Source organism: Ottowia pentelensis, from assembly GCF_964341695.1.
The window spans coordinates 2,698,779-2,722,348 of the sequence record NZ_OZ224513.1; the positions used below are offsets into that span (position 1 = coordinate 2,698,779).

24 protein-coding genes are annotated in these 23,570 nt (G+C 69.6%); 3 read left to right on the forward strand and 21 right to left on the reverse strand.

The features are described from left to right. Positions 1 to 149: 149 nt before the first annotated feature. Positions 150 to 803 carry an RlmE family RNA methyltransferase gene (locus ACWHMB_RS13040; protein ID WP_377478779.1) on the reverse strand — a complete coding sequence of 218 codons (654 nt, stop codon included), beginning with the start codon at positions 801 to 803 and terminating at the stop codon, positions 150 to 152. 19 nt (positions 804 to 822) lie between these two features. Between ACWHMB_RS13040 and ACWHMB_RS13045 the strand changes: the two genes are divergently transcribed. After that, positions 823 to 1,296: a YhbY family RNA-binding protein gene (locus tag ACWHMB_RS13045; RefSeq protein WP_377478781.1), complete on the forward strand. Its 474-nt coding sequence runs from the start codon at positions 823 to 825 to the stop codon at positions 1,294 to 1,296. Between the two features lie 69 nt (positions 1,297 to 1,365). After that, a complete protein-coding gene (locus tag ACWHMB_RS13050) occupies positions 1,366 to 2,088 on the forward strand; it encodes a glycosyltransferase (RefSeq protein WP_377478783.1) in 723 nt (240 codons plus the stop codon). Positions 2,089 to 2,263: 175 nt separating this feature from the next. On the opposite strand, the gene ACWHMB_RS13055 is transcribed toward ACWHMB_RS13050, so the two are convergent. Genes ACWHMB_RS13055 through greA form a run of 3 tightly spaced genes read right to left on the reverse strand, consistent with a single transcriptional unit; the run spans position 2,264 to position 4,064 of the window. Continuing rightward, positions 2,264 to 3,154, reverse strand: coding sequence for a Kdo hydroxylase family protein (locus tag ACWHMB_RS13055; protein WP_377478785.1), 891 nt, complete (start codon positions 3,152 to 3,154; stop codon positions 2,264 to 2,266). Next, positions 3,151 to 3,576, reverse strand: a complete 426-nt coding sequence (locus ACWHMB_RS13060) for a DUF4149 domain-containing protein (RefSeq protein ID WP_377478787.1) — start codon at positions 3,574 to 3,576, stop codon at positions 3,151 to 3,153. The genes ACWHMB_RS13055 and ACWHMB_RS13060 overlap by 4 nt, the downstream gene beginning before the upstream one ends. 11 nt (positions 3,577 to 3,587) lie before the next feature. Beyond that, positions 3,588 to 4,064 (reverse strand): transcription elongation factor GreA, encoded by a 477-nt coding sequence (gene greA, locus ACWHMB_RS13065; protein ID WP_293225053.1) that lies wholly within the window; start codon positions 4,062 to 4,064, stop codon positions 3,588 to 3,590. A 145-nt stretch (positions 4,065 to 4,209) separates the two neighbouring features. Here greA and ACWHMB_RS13070 point away from each other — a divergent pair, with 145 nt between their 5' ends. Continuing rightward, complete coding sequence (locus ACWHMB_RS13070) at positions 4,210 to 4,914, forward strand: carbonic anhydrase family protein (protein WP_377478789.1); 705 nt, start codon at positions 4,210 to 4,212, stop codon at positions 4,912 to 4,914. A 48-nt stretch (positions 4,915 to 4,962) separates the two neighbouring features. Here the strand turns inward: ACWHMB_RS13070 and carB are convergent, their stop codons facing one another. The 17 genes from carB to pyrH all read right to left on the reverse strand — a co-directional run bounded on the left by carB (position 4,963) and on the right by pyrH (position 23,477). Further along, the gene (carB, locus tag ACWHMB_RS13075; protein WP_377478791.1) at positions 4,963 to 8,259 is read right to left on the reverse strand and encodes a carbamoyl-phosphate synthase large subunit; all 3,297 of its coding nucleotides are present in this window, start codon (positions 8,257 to 8,259) and stop codon (positions 4,963 to 4,965) included. After that, positions 8,252 to 8,614 carry a hypothetical protein gene (locus ACWHMB_RS13080; RefSeq protein ID WP_377478793.1) on the reverse strand — a complete coding sequence of 121 codons (363 nt, stop codon included), beginning with the start codon at positions 8,612 to 8,614 and terminating at the stop codon, positions 8,252 to 8,254. Before ACWHMB_RS13080 ends, carB begins: the two co-directional genes overlap by 8 nt. A 10-nt stretch (positions 8,615 to 8,624) precedes the next feature. Then, the gene (gene carA / locus ACWHMB_RS13085; RefSeq protein ID WP_377478795.1) at positions 8,625 to 9,800 is read right to left on the reverse strand and encodes a glutamine-hydrolyzing carbamoyl-phosphate synthase small subunit; all 1,176 of its coding nucleotides are present in this window, start codon (positions 9,798 to 9,800) and stop codon (positions 8,625 to 8,627) included. 154 nt (positions 9,801 to 9,954) lie between these two features. Beyond that, positions 9,955 to 10,740, reverse strand: coding sequence for a TrmH family RNA methyltransferase (locus ACWHMB_RS13090; RefSeq protein ID WP_377478797.1), 786 nt, complete (start codon positions 10,738 to 10,740; stop codon positions 9,955 to 9,957). 118 nt (positions 10,741 to 10,858) lie between these two features. Continuing rightward, positions 10,859 to 11,494: a ribonuclease HII gene (gene rnhB, locus ACWHMB_RS13095; RefSeq protein ID WP_377478799.1), complete on the reverse strand. Its 636-nt coding sequence runs from the start codon at positions 11,492 to 11,494 to the stop codon at positions 10,859 to 10,861. Further along, positions 11,466 to 12,674: a lipid-A-disaccharide synthase gene (lpxB, locus tag ACWHMB_RS13100; RefSeq protein ID WP_447648557.1), complete on the reverse strand. Its 1,209-nt coding sequence runs from the start codon at positions 12,672 to 12,674 to the stop codon at positions 11,466 to 11,468. Before lpxB ends, rnhB begins: the two co-directional genes overlap by 29 nt. Positions 12,675 to 12,678: 4 nt before the next feature. Further along, positions 12,679 to 13,479, reverse strand: a complete 801-nt coding sequence (lpxA, locus tag ACWHMB_RS13105) for an acyl-ACP--UDP-N-acetylglucosamine O-acyltransferase (protein WP_377478803.1) — start codon at positions 13,477 to 13,479, stop codon at positions 12,679 to 12,681. Continuing rightward, complete coding sequence (gene fabZ, locus ACWHMB_RS13110) at positions 13,479 to 13,922, reverse strand: 3-hydroxyacyl-ACP dehydratase FabZ (RefSeq protein WP_293225037.1); 444 nt, start codon at positions 13,920 to 13,922, stop codon at positions 13,479 to 13,481. Before fabZ ends, lpxA begins: the two co-directional genes overlap by 1 nt. Before the next feature lie 59 nt (positions 13,923 to 13,981). Beyond that, positions 13,982 to 14,968, reverse strand: a complete 987-nt coding sequence (lpxD, locus tag ACWHMB_RS13115) for a UDP-3-O-(3-hydroxymyristoyl)glucosamine N-acyltransferase (RefSeq protein WP_377478805.1) — start codon at positions 14,966 to 14,968, stop codon at positions 13,982 to 13,984. Between the two features lie 56 nt (positions 14,969 to 15,024). Continuing rightward, the gene (locus ACWHMB_RS13120) at positions 15,025 to 15,549 is read right to left on the reverse strand and encodes an OmpH family outer membrane protein (protein WP_377478807.1); all 525 of its coding nucleotides are present in this window, start codon (positions 15,547 to 15,549) and stop codon (positions 15,025 to 15,027) included. Continuing rightward, complete coding sequence (gene bamA, locus ACWHMB_RS13125; RefSeq protein ID WP_377478809.1) at positions 15,549 to 17,846, reverse strand: outer membrane protein assembly factor BamA; 2,298 nt, start codon at positions 17,844 to 17,846, stop codon at positions 15,549 to 15,551. The genes ACWHMB_RS13120 and bamA overlap by 1 nt, the downstream gene beginning before the upstream one ends. Positions 17,847 to 17,899: 53 nt before the next feature. Then, positions 17,900 to 19,279, reverse strand: coding sequence for an RIP metalloprotease RseP (gene rseP / locus ACWHMB_RS13130; RefSeq protein ID WP_377478811.1), 1,380 nt, complete (start codon positions 19,277 to 19,279; stop codon positions 17,900 to 17,902). Positions 19,280 to 19,328: 49 nt separating this feature from the next. Further along, positions 19,329 to 20,525 (reverse strand): 1-deoxy-D-xylulose-5-phosphate reductoisomerase, encoded by a 1,197-nt coding sequence (gene ispC, locus ACWHMB_RS13135; protein ID WP_377478813.1) that lies wholly within the window; start codon positions 20,523 to 20,525, stop codon positions 19,329 to 19,331. Next, a complete protein-coding gene (locus ACWHMB_RS13140; protein ID WP_377478815.1) occupies positions 20,522 to 21,385 on the reverse strand; it encodes a phosphatidate cytidylyltransferase in 864 nt (287 codons plus the stop codon). The genes ispC and ACWHMB_RS13140 overlap by 4 nt, the downstream gene beginning before the upstream one ends. Positions 21,386 to 21,397: 12 nt before the next feature. Further along, positions 21,398 to 22,144 carry a polyprenyl diphosphate synthase gene (gene uppS / locus ACWHMB_RS13145; protein WP_377478817.1) on the reverse strand — a complete coding sequence of 249 codons (747 nt, stop codon included), beginning with the start codon at positions 22,142 to 22,144 and terminating at the stop codon, positions 21,398 to 21,400. Between the two features lie 32 nt (positions 22,145 to 22,176). After that, positions 22,177 to 22,737: a ribosome recycling factor gene (frr, locus tag ACWHMB_RS13150; RefSeq protein ID WP_293225136.1), complete on the reverse strand. Its 561-nt coding sequence runs from the start codon at positions 22,735 to 22,737 to the stop codon at positions 22,177 to 22,179. Between the two features lie 17 nt (positions 22,738 to 22,754). Beyond that, positions 22,755 to 23,477, reverse strand: a complete 723-nt coding sequence (gene pyrH / locus ACWHMB_RS13155) for a UMP kinase (protein WP_293225134.1) — start codon at positions 23,475 to 23,477, stop codon at positions 22,755 to 22,757. Positions 23,478 to 23,570 lie beyond the last annotated feature (93 nt).

Sequence of the window (23,570 nt, forward strand, 5' to 3'; positions counted from 1 at the left end):
TGTGCTCCAGTGTGAAATAGCCCCGTGAAGGGTGCAGATAGGGGTGATTTTAGGCGTTTCAAGCCAAAACCCCCAGCGCCCAGGCCCCCGACCCTGTAACGAAAGCGGCCGTTGCGGCCCGCCTTCGGCCCGGCGCGCCAGGCGGCGGACTACTTCAGACCGATGCCCACCAGGAAGGTTTCCGCCGAGCGCGCGCGCGAGGCCTTGGGCTTGATCGGCTTGGCGACGCGAAAACGCTGCTTGAACAGCTTGACGAGCTGGCTGTAGCCGCTGCCGTGAAACAGTTTGACCACCAGCGCGCCCTCCGGCCGCAGGTGCTGCGCCGCAAAGTCCACCGCCAGTTCCACCAGGTGGCTGATGCGCGCCGCGTCGACCGATTCGACGCCCGACAGGTTGGGCGCCATGTCCGACACCACCACGTCCACCGGCCGCCCGCCCAGCGCGGCGTGCAGGCGCGCCAGCACCTCGTCCTCGCGAAAGTCGCCCTGCACGAACTGCACGCCCTCGATCGGCTCCATGGGCAGGATGTCGAGTGCCACGATGGTGCCGTCCAGCTCGCCCACCGCCGCGCCCTGCGGCGACAGGCGCCGGCGCAGGTACTGGCTCCAGGCGCCGGGCGTGCTGCCGAGGTCCACCACGCACTGGCCGGGGCGGATCAGGCCCAGGGTCTCGTCGATCTCCTGCAGCTTGTAGGCCGCGCGCGCCCGGTAGCCGTCCTTTTGCGCCAGCTTGACGTAGGGGTCGTTGATGTGGTCGACCAGCCAGGCCTTGTTGACCTTCTTGCTTTTGGTTCGCAGCTTCATGCGGCCGGATAATACGGGCATGCCCCACATCCAACTCACGCCCGCCGAGCGCAAGGCGCACCGCGCCGAGGCGCACCACCTCGACCCCGTCGTGATGATCGGCGAGGGCGGCCTGACGCCCGCCGTGCGCAAGGAGGCCGATTTGGCGCTCAAAGCGCACGGCCTGATCAAGATTCGCGTGCACGGCGACGACCGCGCCGCGCGCGAGGCGATGTTCCAGCAACTGGCCGACGAGCTGGACGCCGCGCCCGTGCAGCACATCGGCAAGCTGCTGGTGCTGTGGCGGCCCAAGCCCGTCAAGGAGCACGCCGCCGACGAAGAACGGCGCGCCGGCCCCAAGGACGTGAAGGTGCTCAAGTACAGCAAGCGCGGCGGCCAGCGGCCCGAGGTGCGGGTGGTGCGCGTGCTCGGCAACCAGCGCCTGACGCCGGGCGGCAAGCTGAAGAAGGCGCCAGTCAAGCAGAAGTCGATCAAGAAGGCGCGGCACGATTGACGCCCCGAAAACTACAATTTTTATAGCTTCTCGCGCATGACCGACAAGGGCCAAAGGCATATTTTGTGCATGAAATGGGGTACCAAGTACGGCCCCGAGTACGTCAACCGCCTGTACGGCATGGTGCGCAGTCACCTGCAGGGCGACTTCCGCTTCGTCTGCCTGACCGACGATGGCACCGGCGTGCGACCCGAGGTGCAGTGCCTGCCGATTCCGCCGCTCAAGCTGCAGCTCAAGCCCGGCCAGCGCGACGGCGCCTGGAAGAAGCTGACCACCTTCGAGGCCGACCTGCACGGCCTGAAAGGCACGGCGCTGTTCGTTGACCTGGACGTGGTCATCGTCGGCCCGCTGGACGATTTCTTCACCCAGCCGGGCGAGTTCCTCATCATCCACGAGTACCCGCGCTTCTGGCGCTTCGGCAAGCGCATCGTCGGCAACTCGTCGGTGTACCGCTTCGAGCTGGGCGCCCACGCCGACGTGCTGGCGCATTTTCGCGGCCACATGGACGAGGTGCAGAAGCAATACCGCAACGAGCAGGAATTCCTCTCGCACTTCCTGCACCGCCAGGGCAGGCTGGGCTACTGGCCCGCCGGCTGGTGCCCCAGCTTCAAGTACCACTGCATCCCGCCCTGGCCCAGCAACTACTGGCGCGAGCCGCTGCCGCCCGCCGATGCGCGCATCGTCATCTTTCACGGCGAGGTCAACCCGCACGACGCGCTGGCCGGCCGGCGCAACCGGCGCTGGCGCCACATTCAGCCGGCACTGTGGGTGGCCCAGGCCTGGAACGAATGACCCCCCGTTGCTTCACTCGCTGCGCGATGTTGCGCCTCCCCCCGAGGGGCATCGCCAGTGACCGGGGAAACCCCGGTCACGGCGATCGCTGACCTGGCCTGCTCCGCGGCCATTCGGCTCTTTCGGTTTCACGGGGTCTGGGCGCCACTTGGCGCAGCGGGGCACGGGAAGCCCGTCAGCGCGCCACGCCGGCGCCCACGCCCACCAGCGGGCGCCCGACCAGTCGGGTCAGGATGGCCAGCGGGCTGGCCTGCGGGTCGGCCTCGTGCCCGGGCGGCAGATACAGCGTCTGCTCCATCATGAACTGGCCGCTCATCACCGCGTGCGTGGCCTGGTCCGAATAGCACACCCACACGCTGCCGGCGGCAAAGGGCACGGTGACTTGGGCGCCGCTCTTCTGGTACTGCTCGTCGAACTTCATGCCGTCGTGCAGTTGCAGCATCAGGTGGTCGTACTCGCTGCGCAGCGACTTGGTGACGTGCAGGGCGTTCAGCGCCCGGGCCTGCCAGCGTCGATAGGGCTTGGCGCGCGGCAGAAACTGGCGCGCCACCGCCTCGAAGGAATCGCCCACGCGCCACACGCGCGGCACGCCGTCGGGGTTGACGTTGGCGAACACGCGCAGGATGCGCTCGCCGTAGTTGGGCCGGGTGGGGAAGGCGTCCACGTGCAGGCGCTGGTCGTCGGCGCGCACCGACTGCTTGCGCGTCTCGACCTGGCGCGGGCGAAAGCTGGTGGGCGCGGCGCGCAGCAGGCCCCGGTATTCGGGCAGCAGGCCGTCGATGAGCTGCAGCGCCTGCTGGCGAAAGCGCCCGACCATGGCCGCCAGCTGGGCCTGCTCGGCGGCGCTGCCGCCGGCGCCCTTGAGCACGCCGTCGGCCCCCAGGCTGACGTTGCGCGCCTTGGGCGAGAGCATGCCTTCGCGCAGCAGCGCGCGCTCGGCCGGCAGCACTTCGAAGGCCAGGCGCGGAAAGTACAGCACCCGGCCGTCCTCGACGGCGGCCGTCCATTCGGGGCGGCCGGCCAGCTGCCAGTCGGCGGTGTCGATCTCGACGATGGGCGTATTCATGCGGGTGCACCTCCTCGGCGGCCGGCCAGCGGCCACAGCACCAGGGCGGCGCTGAGCCACTGCACGACATACAGCGCCGCACCCAGGCTGTGCCACAGCCGCAGGTTCTGCCGCGCCACGATGCGCGGCGCCACGGCGTACTCCAGCAGCAACGCCAGCAACATGCCGAATACTAGAAATGTAATAGCTATTCGCGCTTGATTGGCGGGCGCCAGAGCCCTGTTTTGCTTGTAAACCAGCAACAGCACCACGCCGCAGGCCAGCGACACCCAGGTCTGCGCGGCAAACAAATGCGCCGCCGCGTGGCCGGCCAGCGCCTTGCTGGGCAGGTTGGCAAACAGCAGCGGCACCGCCATGAAGCCGATCACCGACAGGCTGCCCCACCACAGGGCGGCGGCGTAGACGGGCAGGCGTTCGCTCATGGCAGGCGCGCTCAAACGTATTTGACGGCGATGATCTCGTAATGCCGCGCGCCGCCGGGCGCCTGCACCTCGGCGGTGTCGCCCTCTTCCTTGCCGATCAGCGCGCGGCCGATCGGGCTGCCGACGTTGATCAGGCCCTGCTTCAGGTCGGCCTCGTCCTCGCCCACGATCTGGTAGGTGACCTGCTCGCCGCTGCTCTCCTCTTCCAGCTCGACGGTGGCGCCGAACACCACGCGCCCGCCGGCCTTGAGCGTCGCCGGATCGATGATCTGCGCCGCCGCCAGCTTGCCCTCGACCTCCTTGATGCGGCCTTCGATGAAGCCCTGGCGGTCCTTGGCGGCGTCGTACTCGGCGTTCTCGCTCAAATCGCCGTGCGAGCGCGCCTCGGCGATCGCGGCAATCACGGCCGGGCGGTCTTGCGTCTTCAGGCGCTGCAGCTCAGCCTTGAGCAATTCAGCGCCGCGCTTGGTGATGGGAAGGGTAGCCATGACATGCACACTCATGCAACAATTTGAAAAATAAGAAGCCATCCGGGCAGAACCCGATGGCTTCATGTGTTTCGTTGCATTTTAGCGGGTGGCGCGCGCCAGGCCATCCTTTCTCGGCCCGTTGAACCCCTGCAGGAGCCCGCCCATGCCGCCCCTCGACCGCCGCTTCGCCCTCAAGGCCGCCGCCGCCCTGGCCGCGACCGCCTCCACCGCCGGCGTGGCCGCCGCCACCTGCGCGGTGCAAACCGCCGCAAGCCAGGCCGCCATGACGCCCGCGGCGGCGCTGCAGCGCCTGCAGGACGGCAACGCCCGCTTCGTGGCTGGCCAGCCCGAGCACTGCGACCTGCTCGAACAGGTCCGGCAGACCGCCGGCGGACAGGCGCCGTTCGCGGCCGTGCTGGGCTGCATCGACAGCCGGGTGCCGCCCGAGCTGCTGTTCGACCAGCGCATCGGCGACATCTTTGCCGCCCGCATCGCGGGCAACTTCGTCGACGACGACATGCTGGGCAGCCTGGAGTTCGCCACCCACGTGGCCGGAGCCAAGCTGATCGTGGTGCTGGGCCACTCCGAGTGCGGGGCCATCAAGGGCGCCATCGACGGCGTCAAGCTGGGGCACCTGACCGGGCTGCTGGCCAAGATTCGCCCCGCGCTGGGCGCGCTCAAGTACCAGGGCGTCGCCAGCTCCAAGAACGCCGAGCTGGTGCAGCGCGTGGCCGAGCGCAACGTGCAGGACGGCGTGGCCCGCCTGGCGCGCGCCCCGGTGCTGGCCAAGCTGGTGCAGGCCGAGCGCCTGAAGATCGTCGGCGCCATGCACGACCTGGGCACCGGGCGGCTCACTTGGACGACCTGAACCAACAAAAAAAACCGCCCGCAGGCGGCTTTCTGTTGCACCCGATCCTCAGGCCAGTTGCGCGTGCATCTCCTGCACCGAGATCACGCCCAGCTGGTCCATGCTCTTCATGCCCACCACCGCAGCCTCGGCGCCGAAGATGGTGGTGATGGTGGGCACGCGCGCCTGCAGCGCGCTGGTGCGGATGGCGCGGCTGTCGGCAATGGCGTTGCGCCGCTCCTCGACGGTGTTGATGACCAGCGAGATGCCGCCGTTCTTGATCAGGTCGACCACGTGCGGGCGCCCTTCGGTGACCTTGTTGACGGTCTCGCAGGCGATGCCGGCGGCCTGGATGGCGGCGGCCGTGCCGCGCGTGGCCACCAGTGCGAAGCCCATGGCCACCAGCTCGCGCGCGATCTGCACCGCCTGCGGCTTGTCGTGGTTCTTGACCGTCAGAAACACCTTGCCGGCCGGCGTGCCGTCGGCCTTGAGCGGGCGCGGCAGGCGCTCGCCGGCGCCGATTTCGGCCTTGATGTAGGCCTCGCCGAAGCTCTGGCCCACGCCCATCACCTCGCCGGTGGACTTCATCTCGGGGCCCAGGATGGTGTCCACGCCGGGGAACTTGACGAAGGGGAACACCGCTTCTTTCACGCTGAAGTACGGCGGCGTCACTTCGGCGCCGATGCCCTGCGCGTCCAGCGTCTGGCCCACCATGCAGCGCGCGGCCACCTTGGCCAGCTGCACGCCGGTGGCCTTGCTGACGAAAGGCACGGTGCGGCTGGCGCGCGGGTTCACCTCCAGCACGAAGATCACGTCCTCGGTGCCACCGCCGTCCAGCGGCTTCTCCTGAATGGCGAACTGCACGTTCATCAGGCCGACCACGTTCAGGCCCTGGGCCATGGCCGCCGTCTGGCGCTTGAGCTCGGCCACCGTCGCGGCCTTGAGGTAGTACGGCGGCAGCGAGCAGCCCGAGTCGCCCGAGTGCACGCCGGCCTGCTCGATGTGCTCCATCACGCCGCCGATGAACACGCGCCCGGCGCTGTCGCGCACGGCGTCGACGTCGCACTCGATGGCGTCGGACAAAAAGCGGTCCAGCAGCACGGGCGAGTCGTTGCTGACCTTGACCGCCTCGCGCATGTAGCGCTCCAGGCCCTGCTGCTCGTGCACGATCTCCATCGCGCGCCCGCCCAGCACGTACGATGGCCGTACCACCAGCGGATAGCCCAGCGTGGCGGCCTTGTCGATCGCCTCGCCCTCGGTGCGCGCGGTGGCGTTGGGCGGCTGGCGCAGGCCCAGCTGCTGCAGCAGGTGCTGAAAGCGCTCGCGGTCTTCGGCGGCATCGATCATGTCGGGGCTGGTGCCGATGATGGGCACGCCCGCGGCCTCCAGGTCGAGCGCCAGCTTGAGCGGCGTCTGGCCGCCGTACTGCACGATCACGCCCGCGGGCTTTTCGGTGTCGACGATCTCCAGCACGTCTTCCAGCGTCAGCGGCTCGAAGTACAGGCGGTCGCTGGTGTCGTAGTCGGTCGAGACGGTCTCGGGGTTGCAGTTGACCATGATGGTCTCGTAGCCGTCCTCGCGCATCGCCAGCGCCGCGTGCACGCAGCAGTAGTCGAACTCGATGCCCTGGCCGATGCGGTTGGGGCCACCGCCCAGCACCATGATCTTCTTCTTGCCGCTGGGCGCGGCCTCGCACTCGCTCTCGTAGGTCGAGTACATGTAGGCGGTGTTGGTCGGAAACTCGGCCGCGCAGGTGTCCACCCGCTTGTAGACCGGGCGCACGCCCTGGGCGCGGCGCGCCTCGCGCACCGCCTGATCCGTCGTCTTCAGCAGCTTGGCCAGCCGGCGGTCGGAAAAGCCCTTGCGCTTGAGCGTCAGCAGCTCTTCTTTCGATAGCGTCGCCAAGGCCTTGTCGCCGTGCCGCGCGGTGTGCGCGTCCAGCTCCAGCTCGATCTTGACGATCTCCTCGATCTGCACCAGGAACCAGGGGTCGATCTTGGTCAGCTGATGCACCTCATCGAGCGACCAGCCGGCGGCAAAGGCGTCGCCCACGTACCAGATGCGCTCGGGGCCGGGCTCGCCCAGCTCCTTTTCAAGCAGTTCGCGGTCCTGGGTCTTCTCGTTCATGCCGTCGACGCCGACCTCCAGGCCGCGCAGCGCCTTCTGGAACGATTCCTGAAAAGTGCGCCCAATGGCCATCACCTCGCCCACGCTCTTCATCTGCGTGGTCAGGCGGTTGTCTGCGGCGGGAAACTTCTCGAACGCGAAGCGCGGGATCTTGGTGACCACATAGTCGATGGTCGGCTCGAAGCTGGCCGGCGTGGCGCCGCCCGTGACCTCGTTCTTCAGCTCGTCCAGCGTGTAGCCGACGGCCAGCTTGGCGGCCACCTTGGCGATCGGGAAACCCGTGGCCTTGGAGGCCAGCGCCGACGAGCGGCTGACGCGCGGGTTCATCTCGATCACGATCATGCGGCCGTTGGACGGGTTGACCGAGAACTGCACGTTGGAGCCGCCGGTGTCGACGCCGATCTCGCGCAGGATGGCGATGCTGGCGTTGCGCATCAGCTGGTATTCCTTGTCGGTCAGCGTCTGCGCCGGCGCCACGGTGATCGAGTCGCCGGTGTGCACGCCCATGGGGTCGAGGTTCTCGATCGAGCAGACGATGATGCAGTTGTCCGCCGGGTCGCGTACCACCTCCATCTCGTACTCCTTCCAGCCCAGCAGCGACTCCTCGATCAGCAGCTCCTTGGTCGGCGAGGCCTCCAGGCCGCGCTTGCAGATGGTCTCGAATTCCTCGGGGTTGTAGGCAATGCCGCCGCCCGTGCCGCCCAGGGTGAAGCTGGGGCGGATCACGGTGGGAAAGCCCACGTGCCGCTGCACCGCCCAGGCCTCGTCCATGCTGTGCGCGATGCCCGAGCGCGCCGATTCGAGGCCGATGCGCGTCATCGCCTCCTTGAACTTCAGGCGGTCCTCGGCCTTGTCGATGGCCTCGGGCTTGGCGCCGATCAGCTCGACGTTGTACTTGGCCAGCACGCCGTTGCGCCACAGGTCGAGCGCGCAGTTCAGCGCCGTCTGCCCGCCCATGGTGGGCAGGATGGCGAAGCCCTCGCTGCTGTGCTGGCGCTCCTTGGCGATGATTTTTTCGACCGTCTGCCAGGTGATGGGCTCGATGTAAGTGACGTCGGCCGTGGCCGGGTCGGTCATGATGGTGGCGGGGTTGCTGTTGATCAGCACCACGCGGTAGCCCTCCTCGCGCAGCGCCTTGCAGGCCTGCACGCCGGAGTAGTCGAATTCGCAGGCCTGGCCGATGACGATGGGGCCGGCGCCGATGATGAGGATGGTTTTCAGGTCGTTGCGTTTAGGCATGGCGGTCGTTGTCCAGCTTGTCGAGCAGCGCCTGGGCGCGCTCGGCAGGCATGTTTTTTTGCATCAGTTGAATCAGGCCGTCGCCCTCGATCAGCGGGCGCAGCACGGCGGCCTCGGCGGCGTAGAACTTCACGTCCCAGCCGGCCAGCTCGGCGGCGAACTCCTCGTCGCTCCAGCTCTTGCCCTTGGCCAGGAAAGTCACCAGCGGCATGGCCTTCAGCTCGATGAAGGACTTCTTGTAGGGCTTCTGGCTCCAGCGCTCGGCAAACCACGCGCGCTCGGGCGCCGCCAGGCCCAGCATGCGCTTGGCGATGGCCTTTTCGAGGCTGGCCTGGGGAAAGGAATAGAGCTTCATGGCGCGGCGATCAGGCGGGTTGGCGGGCCTGCTCCATCAGGGTGATGAAGCGGTCGAACAGGTAGGCGATGTCCTGCGGGCCGCCCGAGGCCTCGGGGTGGCCCTGGAAGCAGAACGCCGGCTGGTCCTTGAACTCGAAGCCCTGCAGCGTGCCGTCGAACAGGCTGATGTGCGTGGTGCGCACGTTGCCCGGCAAGGTCTTGGGATCGACCGCGAAGCCGTGGTTCTGGCTGGTGATGCTGACGCGGCCGCTGGCCAGCTCGCGCACCGGGTGGTTGGCGCCGTGGTGGCTGTTGGCCATCTTGAAGGTCTTGGCGCCCACCGCCAGCGCCATGATCTGGTGGCCCAGGCAGATGCCGAAGGTGGGCATGCCGCTGGCCACGATGGTGCGCGTGGCGGCGATGGCGTAGTCGCAGGGCTCGGGGTCGCCCGGGCCGTTGGACAGGAACACGCCGTCGGGGCGCAGCGCCAGCACCTCGGCGGCCGGCGTTTGCGCCGGCACCACCGTGATCTGGCAGCCGCGCGCGGCCAGCATGCGCAGGATGTTGAACTTGACGCCGTAGTCGTAGGCCACGACCTTGAAGCGCGGCGCGGCCTGCGTGCCATAGCCGCTGCCCAGGCTCCAGACCGTCTCGTTCCACTCGTAGGGCGCGGCGGTGCTCACCACCTTGGCCAGGTCCAGCCCGTTCATGGGCGGCACGGAGCGCGCGGCGGCCAAGGCCTGCCGGGTGCGCGCGGGCGTGGCCGTCTCGCCGGCGGCCAGCGCCAGGATGCAGCCGTTTTGCGCCCCCTTGTCGCGCAGCAGGCGCGTGAGCTGGCGCGTGTCGATGCCGGCAATGGCCACCGCGCCCTCGGCGCGCAGGTAGACGGACAGGCTTTGCGTGGCGCGAAAGTTGCTGTGCAGCAGCGGCAGGTCGCGCACGATCAGACCGGCGGCCTGCACCTTGGCCGACTCGACGTCCTCGGGGTTGGCGCCGGTGTTGCCGATGTGGGGATAGGTCAGCGTGACGAGCTGCTGGCAGTAGCTGGGGTCGGTCAGGATTTCCTGATAGCCCGTCATCGAGGTGTTGAACACCACCTCGCCCACCGTGCTGCCGGTGGCGCCGATGGCCTCGCCGATGAAGATGCTGCCGTCGGCGAGGGCCAGGATGGCGGGTGGGAATTTCCCCTGCAGGGAAGAAAGCACTGGGGTTCTCCGTATGGTGACGGTCGCCCGTGCCGGTGCGGGGCGCGTCGCGCGGGCGACGGCTGAAGGCACTGCTGGAGGTGCTTTTGACGCGGTCGGGCGACGCTGTTGCGAAAAGCTCTTGATTGTAGCCGACGCCCGACGGCCCGCCCGCTCAGGCCTGCGCCGGCGCCGCCGCGGCGAGCGCGCTGGCGTGCAGGCAGATGGCCGCGGCCGCCGCCACGTTGAGCGACTCCTCGCCGCCCGGCTGGGCGATGCGCAGCGCCAGCGCGGCGCGCGCGGCCAGCGCCGCATCCACGCCCTGCCCCTCGTGCCCCAGCACCCAGGCGCAGGGCCAGGGCAGGCTCGCCTGGTGCAGCCACTGGCCCTGGTGCGAACTGGTGACCAGCAGCGGCACCCGCAGCGCGGCCAGCTCATCGGCCGCCAGCCCCTCGACCAGGCGCAGGCCGAAGTGCGCGCCCATGCCGGCACGCAGCACCTTGGGCGAACCCAGCAGCGCCGTGCCGGCAATGGCCGCGATCTGCGTGAAGCCGAAGGCCGCCGCGCTGCGCAGGATGGAGCCCACGTTGCCGGCGTCCTGCACGCGGTCGAGCACGACCGTGGGCGCATCGGCCACCAGCGCGGGCGCGGCCGGCCAGTCGAGCACGAAGGCCAGCGGTGCGGGCGACGGCAGGCCGCCGATGTGGTGCATCAACGCATCGCCAACCACTATTATTTTGCTAGCTGCCTGCGCATATTCGACGGGCGCCACAGGCCAGAATGACTCCGAAAACACCGCCAGCGCCGGCTTCAGGCCGCGCGCCAGCGCGGCGCGGCACAGGTGGTCGCCCTCGACCCAGATGCGGCCCTGCTTGCGGTAGGCGCCGCTGTCCTGCGCCAGCCGCCGCAAGTCCTTGACCTGGGCGTTGTCGCGCGAGTGGATGAACTGCGGCGCGCTCATTGAATCACCCTCCGCGCCATGCGCTGCGGGATTCGCGCTTGGGGCGGCCCGGCGCGCTCATTGGACCACCCTCCGCGCCATGCGCTGCGGGATTCGCGCTTGGGGCGGCCCGGCGCGCTCATGCCGGGATCGTGTGGCGTGCCGCGGCCCGCGCCACCGGCGCGAAGCTGCGGCGATGCAGCGCGCAGGGGCCCAGCGCCTGCAGCGCCGCCAGGTGCGCGGCCGTGCCATAGCCCTTGTGGGCGGCAAAGCCGTATTGCGGCCACTCGACATCGACCTCGGCGCACCAGCGGTCGCGATGCACCTTGGCCAGGATCGAGGCCGCCGAGATGGCCGGCACCCGCGCGTCGCCGCCCACCACCGCCTCGGCGCGCATGGTCAGCCTGGGCAGGCGGTTGCCGTCGACCAGCACCTTGGACGGCGGCAGGCGCAGGCCGGCGACGGCGCGCTGCATGGCCAGCAGCGTGGCCTGCAGGATGTTCAGGCGGTCGATCTCCTCGACGCTGGCCTCGGCCACGGCGCAGCACAGGGCCTTGGCGCGGATTTCGTCGTACAGCCGCGCGCGCCGCAGCGCGGTGAGCTTCTTGGAATCGGCCAGGCCGGCAATCGGCTGGCGCGGATCGAGGATCACGGCCGCCGCCACCACCGGCCCGGCCAGCGGCCCGCGCCCGGCCTCGTCCACGCCGGCCACCAGGCCCGGCGCGTCCCAGTCCAGGGGCGATTGTTCAGCGTGCAAGAAGCGTTTGGATCGCATCGGTGGCCAGGCGCGCGGTGTCGCGCCGCAACTCGTCGTGGAGCCGGGCAAAGCGCGCCTGCAGGGCCGCCATTTTCTCAGGCGCGGCCAGCCAGTCCAGCACGGCGCGCGCCAGCGCATCGGGCGTGGCGGCGTCCTGCAGCAGCTCGGGCACCACGAAGGGCGCATCGGGCCGGTCGGCGGCCTGCCGCGCCGTCAGGCCCGCCGGCCGCTGCAGCCAGGCCGGCGGCGCGCACAGCACATTGGGCAGGCCCACCCAGGGCAGCTGGCGCCGACGGCGCATCAGCGCATGACTCAGGCGCGGCATGGCGTAGGCGATGACCATGGGGCGCTTGAACAGCGCCGCCTCCAGCGTGGCGGTGCCGCTGGCGATCAGTGTCACGTCGCAGGCCGCCAGCGCCGCATGCGACTGGCCGGGCAGCACCTGCAGCACCGCGCCCAGGCCGCTGGCGCGCGCCAGCGCCTGCACGCGGGCCAGCAGGTGCGGCACCGCCGGAACTATGAATTTTGTAGCTGGTCGCGCTTTCTGGATCAGCGCTGCAGCCCGAAAAAATCTTGAGGCCAGATGCTCGATCTCGGCCGCGCGGCTGCCCGGCAACAGCGCCACCACGGGGGCGTTGGCGGGCAGGCCCAGCGCCTGGCGCGCGGCCGCGCGGTCGGGCTGCATGGGGATCACGCTGGCCAGCGGGTGGCCGACGTAGGTGGCCGCAATGCCGTGCGCGGCCAGCAGGGCGGGCTCGAACGGAAACAGGCACAGCACCTGGTCGGCGGCGGCCTTCAGCTTGATGAGCTTCTCGGGTCGCCAGGCCCAGAACGAGGGGCTGACGAAGTGCAGGGTCTTGATGCCGCCGGCCTTCAGGCGCGCCTCCAGGTCGAAGTTGAAGTCGGGCGCGTCGATGCCGATGAAGGCATCCGGCCGCTCGGCCAGCAGGCGGTCGCCCAGCTGGCGGCGCATGCGCAGCAGCTCGGGCAGGCGCGGCAGCACCTCCAGGTAGCCGCGCACGGCCAGCTTCTCCATCGGCCACCAGGCCGCAAAGCCCTGCGCCGCCATCTGGGCGCCACCGATGCCGGCGGCCTGCAGGCCGGGCCAGCGCGCGCGCAGCGCGGCCAGCAGGTGGCCGCCCAGCAGGTCGCCCGAGCTCTCGCCCGCCACCAGCGCCAGGCGCGGCTCGCCGCTCATGGCTTCAGCGCACGATGCCGCGCGACGCCGCGCTCAAGAAGGCTTGCATCGACGCAATGTCGGCATCGGCCTCCGCCACCTCGCCGCGCAGCGCCTCGATCTGCTGGCGCGCGGCCTCCAGCGTCAGGCCGCGCCGGTACAGCAGGCGGTGCATCTGCTTGACGATGGCGATGCGCTCGGGGGTGTAGCCGCGCCGGCGCAGGCCCTCGGCGTTGATGCCCTGCGCCTCGGCCGGGTTGCCGCCAGCGGTGACGAAGGGCGGCAGGTCTTGCGCCAGCCGGGTGTGAAAGCCGGTCATCGCGTGCGCGCCGACGCGCACGAACTGGTGCACGCCCGTGAGGCCGCCCAGAAACACCCAGTCGCCCAGGTGCACGTGGCCGGCCAGCTGCACCGAGTTGGCCAGGATGGTGTGGTCGCCCACCTGGCAGTCGTGCGCGATGTGCACGTAGGCCATGACCCAGTTGTCGTCGCCCACGCGCGTGACGCCGGCATCCTGCACGGTACCGGTGTTGATGGTGACGAACTCGCGGATGGTGTTGCCGGCGCCGATGGTGAGCCGCGTGGGCTCGCCGGCGTACTTCTTGTCCTGCGGCGGCGCGCCGATGCTGGTGAACTGGAAGATGCGGTTGTCGGCGCCGATGGTGGTGTGGCCCTCGATCACGCTGTGCGCGCCGATGGTGGTGCCGGCGCCGATGCGCACGTGCGGGCCGATGAGGGCGTAGGGCCCGACCTGCACCGAGGCATGAAGCTCGGCCTGGGGGTCGACCAGGGCGGTCGGGTGGATCGCCGGGCCGGGGGGCGCCATCAGCCCACGTCGCGCATGGTGCACATGATGGCGGCCTCGCAGGCCACCTCCTCGCCCACCATGGCCTTGCAGTTGAAGCGGTAGATGCCGGCGCGCGCGCGGTCGAGCGCCGCATGCAGCACCAACTGGTCGCCGGGCTCGACCGGGCGCTTGAAGCGCGCGCCGTCGATGCCGACGAAATAAAACACCTGGTTGTCGCCCAGCGACACGCCCTCGGTCTCGAACGAGAGCAGCGCGCAGGACTGGGCCATGGCTTCGAGCATCAGCACCCCGGGCATCACCGGGCGGCCGGGAAAGTGGCCGGTGAAGCAGGGCTCGTTGACGGTGACGTTCTTGATGGCGCGGATCGTCTTGGCCTGCAGGTCGATGTCGAGCACCCGATCGACCAGCAGAAACGGGTAGCGATGGGGCAGTTTCTCGAGGATGCGGTGGATGTCCATCATGGCGAATGCTGCAATTTTAATAGCTATTGGCGCAGAAGCTGCCCGCGCGACAGCCCATTCTACGCAAGAGACGGGCCGCCCAGCCGCTTTTCGAGCGCGCGCACGCGATCGCGCAGCGCGTGGATGTGCTTGAGCGCAGCGGCGTTCTTCTCCCAGCTGCCGTTGTCGTCGATGGGGAAAAAGCCCGTGTAGTGGCCCGGCTTGAGGATGGAGCGCGTGACGATGGAGGCCGAGGAGATGTGCACGTGGTCGACGATCGTCAGATGCCCCAGGATCATGCCCGCGCCGCCCACCGTGCAATGGGCGCCGATGCGCGCGCTGCCGGCCACGCCCACGCAGCCGGCCATGGCCGTGTGCTTGCCGATGTGGCAGTTGTGGCCGATCTGGATCAGGTTGTCGAGCTTGACGCCGTCCTCGATCACCGTGTCCTGCAGCGCGCCGCGGTCGATGCAGGTGTTGGCGCCGACCTCCACGTCGTCGCCCAGGCGCACCGCGCCCAGCTGCTCGATGCGCTCCCAGCGTCCTTCGTCGGGCGCAAAGCCGAAGCCGTCGCCGCCGATCACGGCGCCGCTCTGGATCAGGCCGCGCGCGCCGATGACGCAGTCCTCGCCCACGGTGACGCGCGGTTTGAGCACGGTGCCGGCGCCGATGCGCGCACCGCGGCCGATGAAGCACTGCGCGCCGATGCTGGCGCTGGGGTCGATGCGGGCGCCCTCCTCCACCACTGCGGTCGGGTGCACGCCGGCGCGCGGCGTGCCGCCGTGCGCGCGCCGCCACAACTGCGTGACGCGGGCGAAGTACAGGTGCGGGTTGTCGGCCACGATGCAGTCGCCGCGCCGGCTGGCCGCTGCCGCGCCCGCGGGGCCGACGATGATGCAGCCGGCATGCGTGTCGGCCAGCCGATGGGCCAACCGCGGATCGACCAGAAAGCTCAGCTCGTCGGGCTGGGCGCTTTCGAGCGGCGCCAGCCGCGTGACCACGCGATCGGCATCGCCCCGCAGCTCGCCGCCCAGGGCTTCGACGATGGCTCCGATGCGCAGCGACATGGGAGCGCGGGGGTGGGGGTGATCAGCGGGGCCGGCCGGGGCAGCGCGCGCCGCCCTCACTTGCCGCCGTTGCCGCCGTTGAGCGCCTTGATCACCTTGTCGGTGATGTCCAGGCGCGGGTTGATGTAGACCGCTTCCTGGAAGATGGCGTCGTACTTCTCGGCCTCGGCCAGCTGGCGCACGATGCGGTTGGCGCGGTCGAGTATCTGCTGCAGCTCTTCCTGCTTGCGCGCGTTCAGGTCTTCCTGGAACTCGCGGCGCTTGCGCTGCAGCTCGCGGTCCTGGTCGACCAGTTGGCGCTGGCGCGCCTGGCGCTGGCCGTCGCTCAGCGTGAGCGACTCACGCTCGAAGCGGTCGGACGCGTTCTTGAGCGCCTGGCTGGCGTCGTCGATTTCCTTCTCGCGCTTGGAGAACTCCTGCTCCAGCTTGGCCTGCGCGGCCTTGGCGGGCGCGGCCTCGCGCAGCAGGCGGTCGGTGTTGACAAAGGCGATGCGGGCCACATCCTGCGCCCAGGCGACCGGGGCGCACAAGGCGGCACCCGCGAGCAGGGCCACCGACAAACGACGAACAAGGGGGGACATCAAAACGAGGTTCCGATCTGAAACTGCAGGCGCTGGATTCTATCGCCGGGGCGCTTGCGCAAGGGCACGGCCCAGGCAAAGCGCAGCGGCCCCAGCGGCGAGATCCAGGACAGGCCGATGCCGGTGGAGTAGCGCAGCGCGCTGCCGCTGATCTTCTCGCCGTCGCCGTACAGCGCGCCGGCGTCGACGAAGGCGAACAGGCGCAGCGTGCGGTCGTTGCCGGCGCCGGGGAAGGGGGTCAGCAGCTCGGTGTTGAGCGTGAACTTGCGCGTGCCGCCGATGAAGGCGCCGGTGACGTCGCGCGGGCCCAGGGTGCCCTGGTCGTAGCCGCGCACCGAACCCAAGCCGCCGGAGTAGAAGTTCTTGAACACCGGGAACGGCCGTCCGCCCAGGCCCTTGCCCCAGCCGGCCTCGCCGTTGAAGGCCAGGGTATAGGCCTTGGACAGCGGCACGTACTGCTGGTACTGGTAGTTGGCCTTGGCGTAGCGCGCATCGCCGAACAGGCCCAGCTCGCCCATCAGGCGCTGGTAGCGGCCCGAGTTGGGCGCCAGCGCGCTGTCGCGCGAGTCGCGCGACCAGCCCAGGGTGAAGGGAAAGGCCGAGCTGCTGTAGCCGAAGCGGTTGGCGTAGTCCAGGTAGGAGGCCGGGATGTTGGTGCCGGGCTTGATGCGCGTGCGCTCGATGTTCATGCCCAGGTAGACCGTGTCGAGCTCGGTCACCGGCACGCCGAACTTCAGGCCCGCGCCCATGGTGACCAGGGTGTAGTTGCCGCCCTGGTCCTGGTAGGGCTTCTGCGTCTTGTAGTAGACCTCGACCGTGCGCGAGACGCCGTTGTTGGTGAAGTACGGGTCGGTGGCGCTGACCACCACGGTGCGGTTGAACTTGCCGGTGTTGAGCTGCAGGTCGAGCCGGTTGCCCGAGCCGAACACGTTGTCCTGCGACAGGCCGAAGGTGAACGAGAGCTTTTCGGCCGACGAGTAGCCGGCGCCCAGCGAGATGTTGCCGGTGGGCTTTTCCTTGACCTCGACGTTCAGGTCGACCTCGTCGGGCGCGCCGGGCACCTCGGCGGTGGTGATGGACAGCTCGGTGAAGTAGCCCAGGCGGTCGACGCGGTCGCGCGAGAGCTTGATCTTGTCGGCGTCGTACCAGCTCGACTCGTACTGGCGAAACTCGCGCCGGATGACTTCGTCGCGCGTGCGGTTGTTGCCCGCGATGTTGATGCGGCGCACGTAGGCGCGGCGCTCGGGGTCGACCCGCAGCTCGATCGCCACGCGGTTGTTGGCGCGGTCGACGTCGGGTACGGCCTCGACCTTGGCGAAGGCGTAGCCGTAGTTGCCCAGCTGGTCGGTGATGGCCTTGGTGGTGTTGGCCACCTGCTCGGCGTTGTAGGCCTCGCCCGGCTTGATGGTGATGAGCGACTTGAACTCGTCATCGCGCCCCAGCAGATTGCCGTCGATGGACACGCCCGAGACCACGAAACGCTGGCCCTCGGTGACGTTGACGGTGATCGAGATCGACTGCTTGTCGGGCGAGATGGCGACCTGGGTGGAGTCGATCTTGAAATCGAGGTAGCCGCGGTTGAGGTAGTACGAGCGCAGCGCCTCCAGGTCGGCGTTGAGCTTGCTGCGCGAATACTGGTCGCTCTTGGTGTACCAGGCCAGCCAGCCGCCGGTGTCCAGGTTGAACAGGTCCTTGAGCGTGCCCTCGTCGAAGGCGTGGTTGCCGACAATGCTGATGTCCTTGATGCGCGCCGGCCGCCCCTCGATGATGTTGAAGGTCAGGCGCACCTGGTTGCGCTCGGTCGGCGTGACGGTGGTCTGCACCTCGGCGCCGTACAGGCTGCGGTTGATGTACTGGCGCTTGATCTCCTGCTCGGCGCGGTCGGCCAGCGCGCGGTCGTAGGCGCGGCCCGAGGTCACGCCGGCATCGCGCAGCACGCCCTGCAGAATCTCGTTGCTGAACTCCTTGTTGCCGGCGAAGTCGACCGCGGCAATGGTCGGGCGCTCCTGCACCACCACCACCAGCACGTCGCCGCTGGTCTCCAGGCGCACGTCCGAGAACAGGCCCAGCGCGAACAGCGCGCGGATGGCCGCCGCGCCCTTGTCGTCGTTGTAGGTGTCGCCGATGTGCACCGGCAGCGAGGCGAACACCGTGCCCGGCTCGACGCGCTGCAGGCCCTCGATGCGAATGTCGCGCACGGTGAAGGGCGTCACGGCCCAAGCCAGCTGCGCGGCGAAGGCCAGGGAAACCAGGACGGCCGTGGCACGCAGGTGCAGGCGATGAGCTGAACGTTTCATGAATGCAGCAAAACAAGCGGCCTGCTGAAGGCCGCGACGTGGAGAAAAATCAATCAGCCCAACCGGTTGGCGATGTCGTTGAACATCGCGATCGCCATCATGCTCAGCAGCAAAGCCATGCCGACGTATTGCAGGCGTTCCAGCCAGACGCCGGTGACTGCCTTGCCCGTCACCGCCTCCCAAAGATAATACATCAGGTGCCCCCCGTCCAAGACGGGAATCGGCAGCAGATTGAGCACCCCCAGGCTGACGCTGATGAAGGCCAGAAAGGCCAGGTAATACGTCAAACCCAGGCTGGCCGACTTGCCCGCGTAATCGGCGATGGCGATCGGGCCGCTGAGGTTGCGCAGCGACACCTCGCCCACCGCCATGCGCCCCAGCAGGCGCAGCGACAGCGCCGACACCTCCCACACGCGCGAGACGCCCGACCACAGCCCGTCGAGGGGCCCCAGGCGCACCAGCACCATCTCGGGCGCCCCGCCCACCATGGCGCCGATGCGGCCGATGCGCTGGCCCTGCTCCTGCACCACGTCGGGCCGCACGGTGAGGTCCATCACCTGGTCGCCGCGCACGATCTGCCACTGACTCGCGCGCGGCTCGCCATCCTGGGCCGAGGCGCGGATGCGCTCGCGCAGCTGCTGGCCGTCGTCGATCACGACGTCGCCCATGCGCCGCACCAGGTCGCCCGGCTGCAGGCCCGCGCGCTCGGCCGCGCCGCCGGGCACCACCTCGCCGATCAAGGGGCGGCTCAGCGGCGCGGTGATGCCGATGGCGCGAAACAGGCTGGCGTCGGGGTCGTGCCCCGCCAGCGCGGACAGCGGCAGCCGCAGCTCGTGGTGGCGGCCGGTGCCGGCGGCGGCGGCCACCTCGAGCACCACGTCCTGGCCGTCCAGGGCGCCGCGCGTCAGCAGCCAGCGCAGGCTCTCGAACGAGGCCAGCGGCTCCAGCTCGTCGCCGGCCAGCGCGCCCTGCTCCACCAGGTCGCCGCCCTGCATGCCGGCCTTGGCGGCCAGCGATCCGGCCACCGGCGGCGCCAGCACGGCGCGCGGCTCGTCCACCCCCACCCAGTTGACCAGCGCGTACAGCAGCGCGGCCAGCACCAAGTTGGCCACCGGGCCGGCGGCCACCACCAGCGCGCGCGACTTGAGCGGCTGGGTGTTGAAGGCCTGGTGGCGCTCCTCGGGCGCCACGGCGGCCTCGCGCTCGTCCAGCATCTTGACGTAGCCGCCCAACGGAAAGGCGGCGATGACGAATTCGGTGTCCTGGCCGGGGTGCTGCTTGCGCGGCTTCCAGCGCGCCAGCGTGGGCCCGAAGCCGATCGAAAAGCGCAGCACCTTGACGCCGCAGGCCACGGCCACGCGGTAGTGGCCCCATTCGTGCACGGCGATCAGGATCGCCAAGGCGGCCAGAAAGGCGATCAAGGTGGTCAGCATGGCTGGCATTGTCCTCCTGCCGGCGCCCGCGCGGCGCGGCGTCGATGCGTCATGGACTGCAGGCGCGCACCGCAAGTTCCGCCCGCCCGCGGGCACGCTGGTCCAGCGCCAGCAGCGCCGCCAGCGTGTCGGGGCGCTCGGGCTGCACGGCGTCCAGCGTGGCGCGGTTGACCTGGTGAATCTGGTCGAAGCGGATGCGCCGATCCAGAAAGGCGGCAACGGCCACCTCGTTGGCGGCGTTCAGCACCGCGCAGGTGCCGGGCGCTGCGCGCAGGGCCTCCCAGGCCAGCGCCAGGCCGGGGTAGCGCGCGCGGTGCCCGTCGCCGTCGATGGCCTCGAAGCTGAGGCCCTGCAGGGCGTGAAAGTCCAGCGCCTGCGCGCCCGAGGCGATGCGCTCGGGCCAGGCCAGGCCGTAGGCAATGGGCACGCGCATGTCGGGCGTGCCCAGCTGCGCCACCACCGAGGTGTCCCGGTACTGCACCATCGAATGAATCACGCTTTGCGGGTGGATCACCACCTCGATCTGCTCGGGCGCCACGCCGAACAGGTAGCGCGCCTCGATCACTTCCAGCGCCTTGTTCATCATGGTGGCAGAGTCGACCGAGATCTTGCGGCCCATCACCCAGTTCGGGTGGGCGCAGGCCTGTTCGGGCGTCACATCGCGCAGGGTGGCGGGCTCGCGCGTGCGAAACGGCCCGCCCGAGGCGGTCAGGATGATCTTGTCGACGCGCGCGGCCCAGGTGGCCGGGTCCTCGGGCAGCGACTGGAACACCGCCGAGTGCTCGCTGTCGATCGGCAGCAGGGTGGCACCCCCTTCGCGCACGGCACGCAAAAAGACCTCGCCGCCCACCACCAGCGCCTCCTTGTTGGCCAGCAGCAGGCGCTTGCCGGCGCGCGCCGCCGCCAAGCAGGGCGCCAGGCCGGCGGCGCCGACGATGGCGGCCATGACGGTATCGACATCGGGTGACGACGCTATTGATTCAAGAGCGTCTGGCGCTTGCTCCACCTGCGTCGGAAGGCCATTTTCCTTCAATTTGCGCGCCAGTTCGGCGGCATGAGCGGCGCTGGCCATCACGGCCCGGCGCGGGCGAAAGCGCGCGCACTGCGCCAGCATCGCGTCCACCCGCGTGGCGGCCGTCAGTGCGACCACCTCGAAGCGCTCGGGGTGGCGCGCCACCACGTCCAGCGTGTTCACGCCGATCGAGCCGGTGCTGCCCAGCACGGCGATGCGCTGGCGCGCCGTCATGCGAACCTCGACACCAGCGTCGCCGCCAGCATGGCCAGCGGCAGCGTGGGCAGCAGCGCGTCGATGCGGTCCAGCACGCCGCCGTGGCCGGGCAGCAGTTGGCTCGAATCCTTCATGCCGGCGCTGCGCTTGACCAGCGACTCGATCAGGTCGCCCACCACGCTCATGGCGGCCAGAAACACGATGCCCAGCACCAGGCCCGCCAAGCCGAATTCATGGAGCCGGCTGTACAGGCTGGGCGCCGCCTCAGGGTGCGCGCGGTCGTAGGCGATCCAGCACGCGCCGACCAGCAGCACGCCCAGCATGCCGCCCCACACGCCTTCCCAGCTCTTGCCCGGGCTGATGCTGGGCGCCAGCTTGCGCCCCCGCGTGAAGCGCCCGCCCAGCGCGCGGCCGGCAAAGTAGGCAAAGATGTCGGCGGCCCACACCAGCACCAGCACCGACAGCAAGAAATTGACGCCCACGCGCCGCGCCTGCGCCAGCGCCAGCCAGGCGGTGCACAGCATGGCCAGGCCCAGCGCCCAGCGCAGCGCGCGCGGCAGCCGCGGCCAGCCCGCCACGCCACGCCCCAGCAGCCAGATGCCGCCCAGCACCCAGGCCGCGCCGGCAACCATCCACACCCCAGGCAGCGGCCGCTGCACCAGCCCCATGCCCCACAGGCCGGCGCACAGCGCGGCGCACAGCACGCCGGTGGCCAGCGCCCGCGCGCCGGTCACGCCGTTCAGGCGCGCCCACTCCCAGGCGGCGGCGGCGATGAACAGCAGGGTCAGGCCGATGAAGGGCTCGGGCGCGGCGGCAAACAGCGCCGGCAACAGGATCGCCAGCAGCACCAGCGCGGTCAGGATGCGGGGCAGCAGCATGTCGAGACGCCCTCAGCCCGCCGCGGCCTGCGGCGGGGCGGCGACCTGCTCGGAGGTCTGGCCGAAACGGCGCTCGCGCGCGGCGTAGGCCGCCAGCGCCTCGTCCAGCGCGGCCTCGTCGAAGTCGGGCCACAGCGTGTCGCTGAAGTACAGCTCGCTGTAGGCGCACTGCCACAGCAGGAAGTTGCTGATGCGCTGCTCGCCGCCGGTGCGGATCAGCAGATCCGGGTCGGGCACGTGCGCCAGCGCCATGGCGCCGGCCAGCGCGGCTTCGGTGATCGGCTCGCCGCGGGCGGCCAGGCCGGCGGCGGCCTGCGCGATGTCCCAGCGCCCGCCGTAGTTGAAGCACACGTTCAGGCCCATGCCGGTACCGGCGGCGGTGGCGGCCTCGGCCTCGGCCAGGCCCGCCTTCATGCGCTCGGACAGGCTGGCGCGCTCGCCCACGAAGCGCAGGCGGATGCCGTTTTGCCGCAGCTCGGGCACCTCGCGCGCCAGCGCCTTGGCCATCAGCTCCATCAGGCCACTGACCTCCTCGGGCGGGCGATTCCAGTTCTCGGACGAGAACGCGAACACCGTCAGCGCCTGCACGCCGCGCTCGGCGCAGGCGCGAATGCAGCGGCGCAGCGACTCCACGCCCTGGCGATGGCCGGCAATGCGCGGCAGCAGGCGCCGCTTGGCCCAGCGGCCGTTGCCATCCATCACGATGGCGATGTGACGGGGAACGGCCGCCGGGCGGCTGGCGGCAGTGCGTGCGAGCATGGGACGAATCGAGACAGGAACCCGCGCCGAAGTCACACTTCGAGGATGTCCTTTTCCTTGGCCGCAACCAGCGCGTCGATGTCGCCCACGTGCTTGTCGGTGACCTTCTGGATCTCGGCCTCCGAGCGCTTTTGCTCGTCCTCGGTGGCTTCCTTGTCCTTGACCAGCTTCTTGATGGCGTCGTTGGCGTCGCGGCGCAGGTTGCGGATGGCGATCTTGGACTGCTCGCCCTCGGCGCGCACGACCTTGGTCATCTCCTTGCGGCGCTCCTCGCTCATGGGCGGCATGGGCACGCGGATCAAATCGCCCATGTTGGATGGGTTGAGGCCCAGCTCGCTTTCGCGGATTGCCTTCTCGATCTTGGCGCCCATGCCCTTTTCCCACGGCTGCACGCTGATGGTGCGCGCGTCCAGCAGCGACACGTTGGCCACCTGCGACAGCGGCACGTGGTTGCCGTAGTACTCGACGTGGATGGTGTCCAGCAGCGCCGGGTTGGCACGGCCGGTGCGGATCTTGGTCAGGTTCTGCTTGAAGGCGGCGATGGACTGGTCCATCTTGCCCTGCGCGTTTTTCTTGATGTCGGCGATCGTCATGTCAAAAACTCCTCGAATCAGGCGTGCACCAGTGTGCCTTCGTCGCTGCCCAGCACGATGGCCTTGAGCGCACCGGGCTTGAAGATGGAAAACACCTTGACCGGCAGCTTCTGGTCGCGGCACAGCGCGAAGGCGGTGGCGTCCATGATGCCCAGGTTGCGGCTCATGGCCTCGTCGAACGTGAGCTTGGCGTAGCGCGTGGCCGTCTTGTCCTTGTGCGGGTCGGCGGTGTACACGCCGTCGACCTTGGTGGCCTTGAGCACCAGCTCGGCGCCGATCTCGGCGCCGCGCAGCGCGGCCGCCGTGTCGGTGGTGAAAAAGGGGTTGCCGGTGCCGGCCGCGAACACCACCACCTTGCCTTCTTCCAGGTACTGCAGGGCCTTGGGCCGCACGTAGGGCTCGACCACCTGCTCGATGGCGATGGCGGACATCACGCGCGCCACCAGGCCCTGGTGGTTCATGGCGTCGGCCAGCGCCAGCGCGTTCATCACCGTGGCCAGCATGCCCATGTAGTCGGCCGTGGCGCGGTCCATGCCGGCCGAGCCGCCGGCCACGCCGCGAAAGATGTTGCCGCCGCCGATCACCACCGCCACCTGCACGCCCATGCCCGTGACCTCGGCGATCTCGCCCACGATGCGCTCGATCGTCGCCCGGTTGATGCCGAAGGCATCGTCGCCCATCAGGGCCTCGCCGGACAGTTTGAGCAAAATGCGTTGATGGGCGGGTTTGGCTTTGGTCATGGGCAGGCTGGCGGGCGTTAAACCCGTCAAGTTTAGCGTCTGACAGGCCGGCAGACGTGACAAAGGCGCGCCGCCTGCGCGACGCGCCCTCGG

Coding starts and splice junctions, on each gene's coding strand:
- ACWHMB_RS13040 (WP_377478779.1), bottom strand. CDS start 803: ATGAAGCTGCGAACCAAAAGCAAGAAGGTCAACAAGGCCTGGCTGGTC.
- ACWHMB_RS13045 (WP_377478781.1), top strand. CDS start 823: ATGCCCCACATCCAACTCACGCCCGCCGAGCGCAAGGCGCACCGCGCC.
- ACWHMB_RS13050 (WP_377478783.1), top strand. CDS start 1,366: ATGAAATGGGGTACCAAGTACGGCCCCGAGTACGTCAACCGCCTGTAC.
- ACWHMB_RS13055 (WP_377478785.1), bottom strand. CDS start 3,154: ATGAATACGCCCATCGTCGAGATCGACACCGCCGACTGGCAGCTGGCC.
- ACWHMB_RS13060 (WP_377478787.1), bottom strand. CDS start 3,576: ATGAGCGAACGCCTGCCCGTCTACGCCGCCGCCCTGTGGTGGGGCAGC.
- greA (WP_293225053.1), bottom strand. CDS start 4,064: ATGGCTACCCTTCCCATCACCAAGCGCGGCGCTGAATTGCTCAAGGCT.
- ACWHMB_RS13070 (WP_377478789.1), top strand. CDS start 4,210: ATGCCGCCCCTCGACCGCCGCTTCGCCCTCAAGGCCGCCGCCGCCCTG.
- carB (WP_377478791.1), bottom strand. CDS start 8,259: ATGCCTAAACGCAACGACCTGAAAACCATCCTCATCATCGGCGCCGGC.
- ACWHMB_RS13080 (WP_377478793.1), bottom strand. CDS start 8,614: ATGAAGCTCTATTCCTTTCCCCAGGCCAGCCTCGAAAAGGCCATCGCC.
- ACWHMB_RS13090 (WP_377478797.1), bottom strand. CDS start 10,740: ATGAGCGCGCCGCAGTTCATCCACTCGCGCGACAACGCCCAGGTCAAG.
- rnhB (WP_377478799.1), bottom strand. CDS start 11,494: ATGCGATCCAAACGCTTCTTGCACGCTGAACAATCGCCCCTGGACTGG.
- lpxB (WP_447648557.1), bottom strand. CDS start 12,674: ATGAGCGGCGAGCCGCGCCTGGCGCTGGTGGCGGGCGAGAGCTCGGGC.
- lpxA (WP_377478803.1), bottom strand. CDS start 13,479: ATGGCGCCCCCCGGCCCGGCGATCCACCCGACCGCCCTGGTCGACCCC.
- fabZ (WP_293225037.1), bottom strand. CDS start 13,922: ATGATGGACATCCACCGCATCCTCGAGAAACTGCCCCATCGCTACCCG.
- lpxD (WP_377478805.1), bottom strand. CDS start 14,968: ATGTCGCTGCGCATCGGAGCCATCGTCGAAGCCCTGGGCGGCGAGCTG.
- ACWHMB_RS13120 (WP_377478807.1), bottom strand. CDS start 15,549: ATGTCCCCCCTTGTTCGTCGTTTGTCGGTGGCCCTGCTCGCGGGTGCC.
- bamA (WP_377478809.1), bottom strand. CDS start 17,846: ATGAAACGTTCAGCTCATCGCCTGCACCTGCGTGCCACGGCCGTCCTG.
- rseP (WP_377478811.1), bottom strand. CDS start 19,279: ATGCTGACCACCTTGATCGCCTTTCTGGCCGCCTTGGCGATCCTGATC.
- ispC (WP_377478813.1), bottom strand. CDS start 20,525: ATGACGGCGCGCCAGCGCATCGCCGTGCTGGGCAGCACCGGCTCGATC.
- ACWHMB_RS13140 (WP_377478815.1), bottom strand. CDS start 21,385: ATGCTGCTGCCCCGCATCCTGACCGCGCTGGTGCTGCTGGCGATCCTG.
- uppS (WP_377478817.1), bottom strand. CDS start 22,144: ATGCTCGCACGCACTGCCGCCAGCCGCCCGGCGGCCGTTCCCCGTCAC.
- frr (WP_293225136.1), bottom strand. CDS start 22,737: ATGACGATCGCCGACATCAAGAAAAACGCGCAGGGCAAGATGGACCAG.
- pyrH (WP_293225134.1), bottom strand. CDS start 23,477: ATGACCAAAGCCAAACCCGCCCATCAACGCATTTTGCTCAAACTGTCC.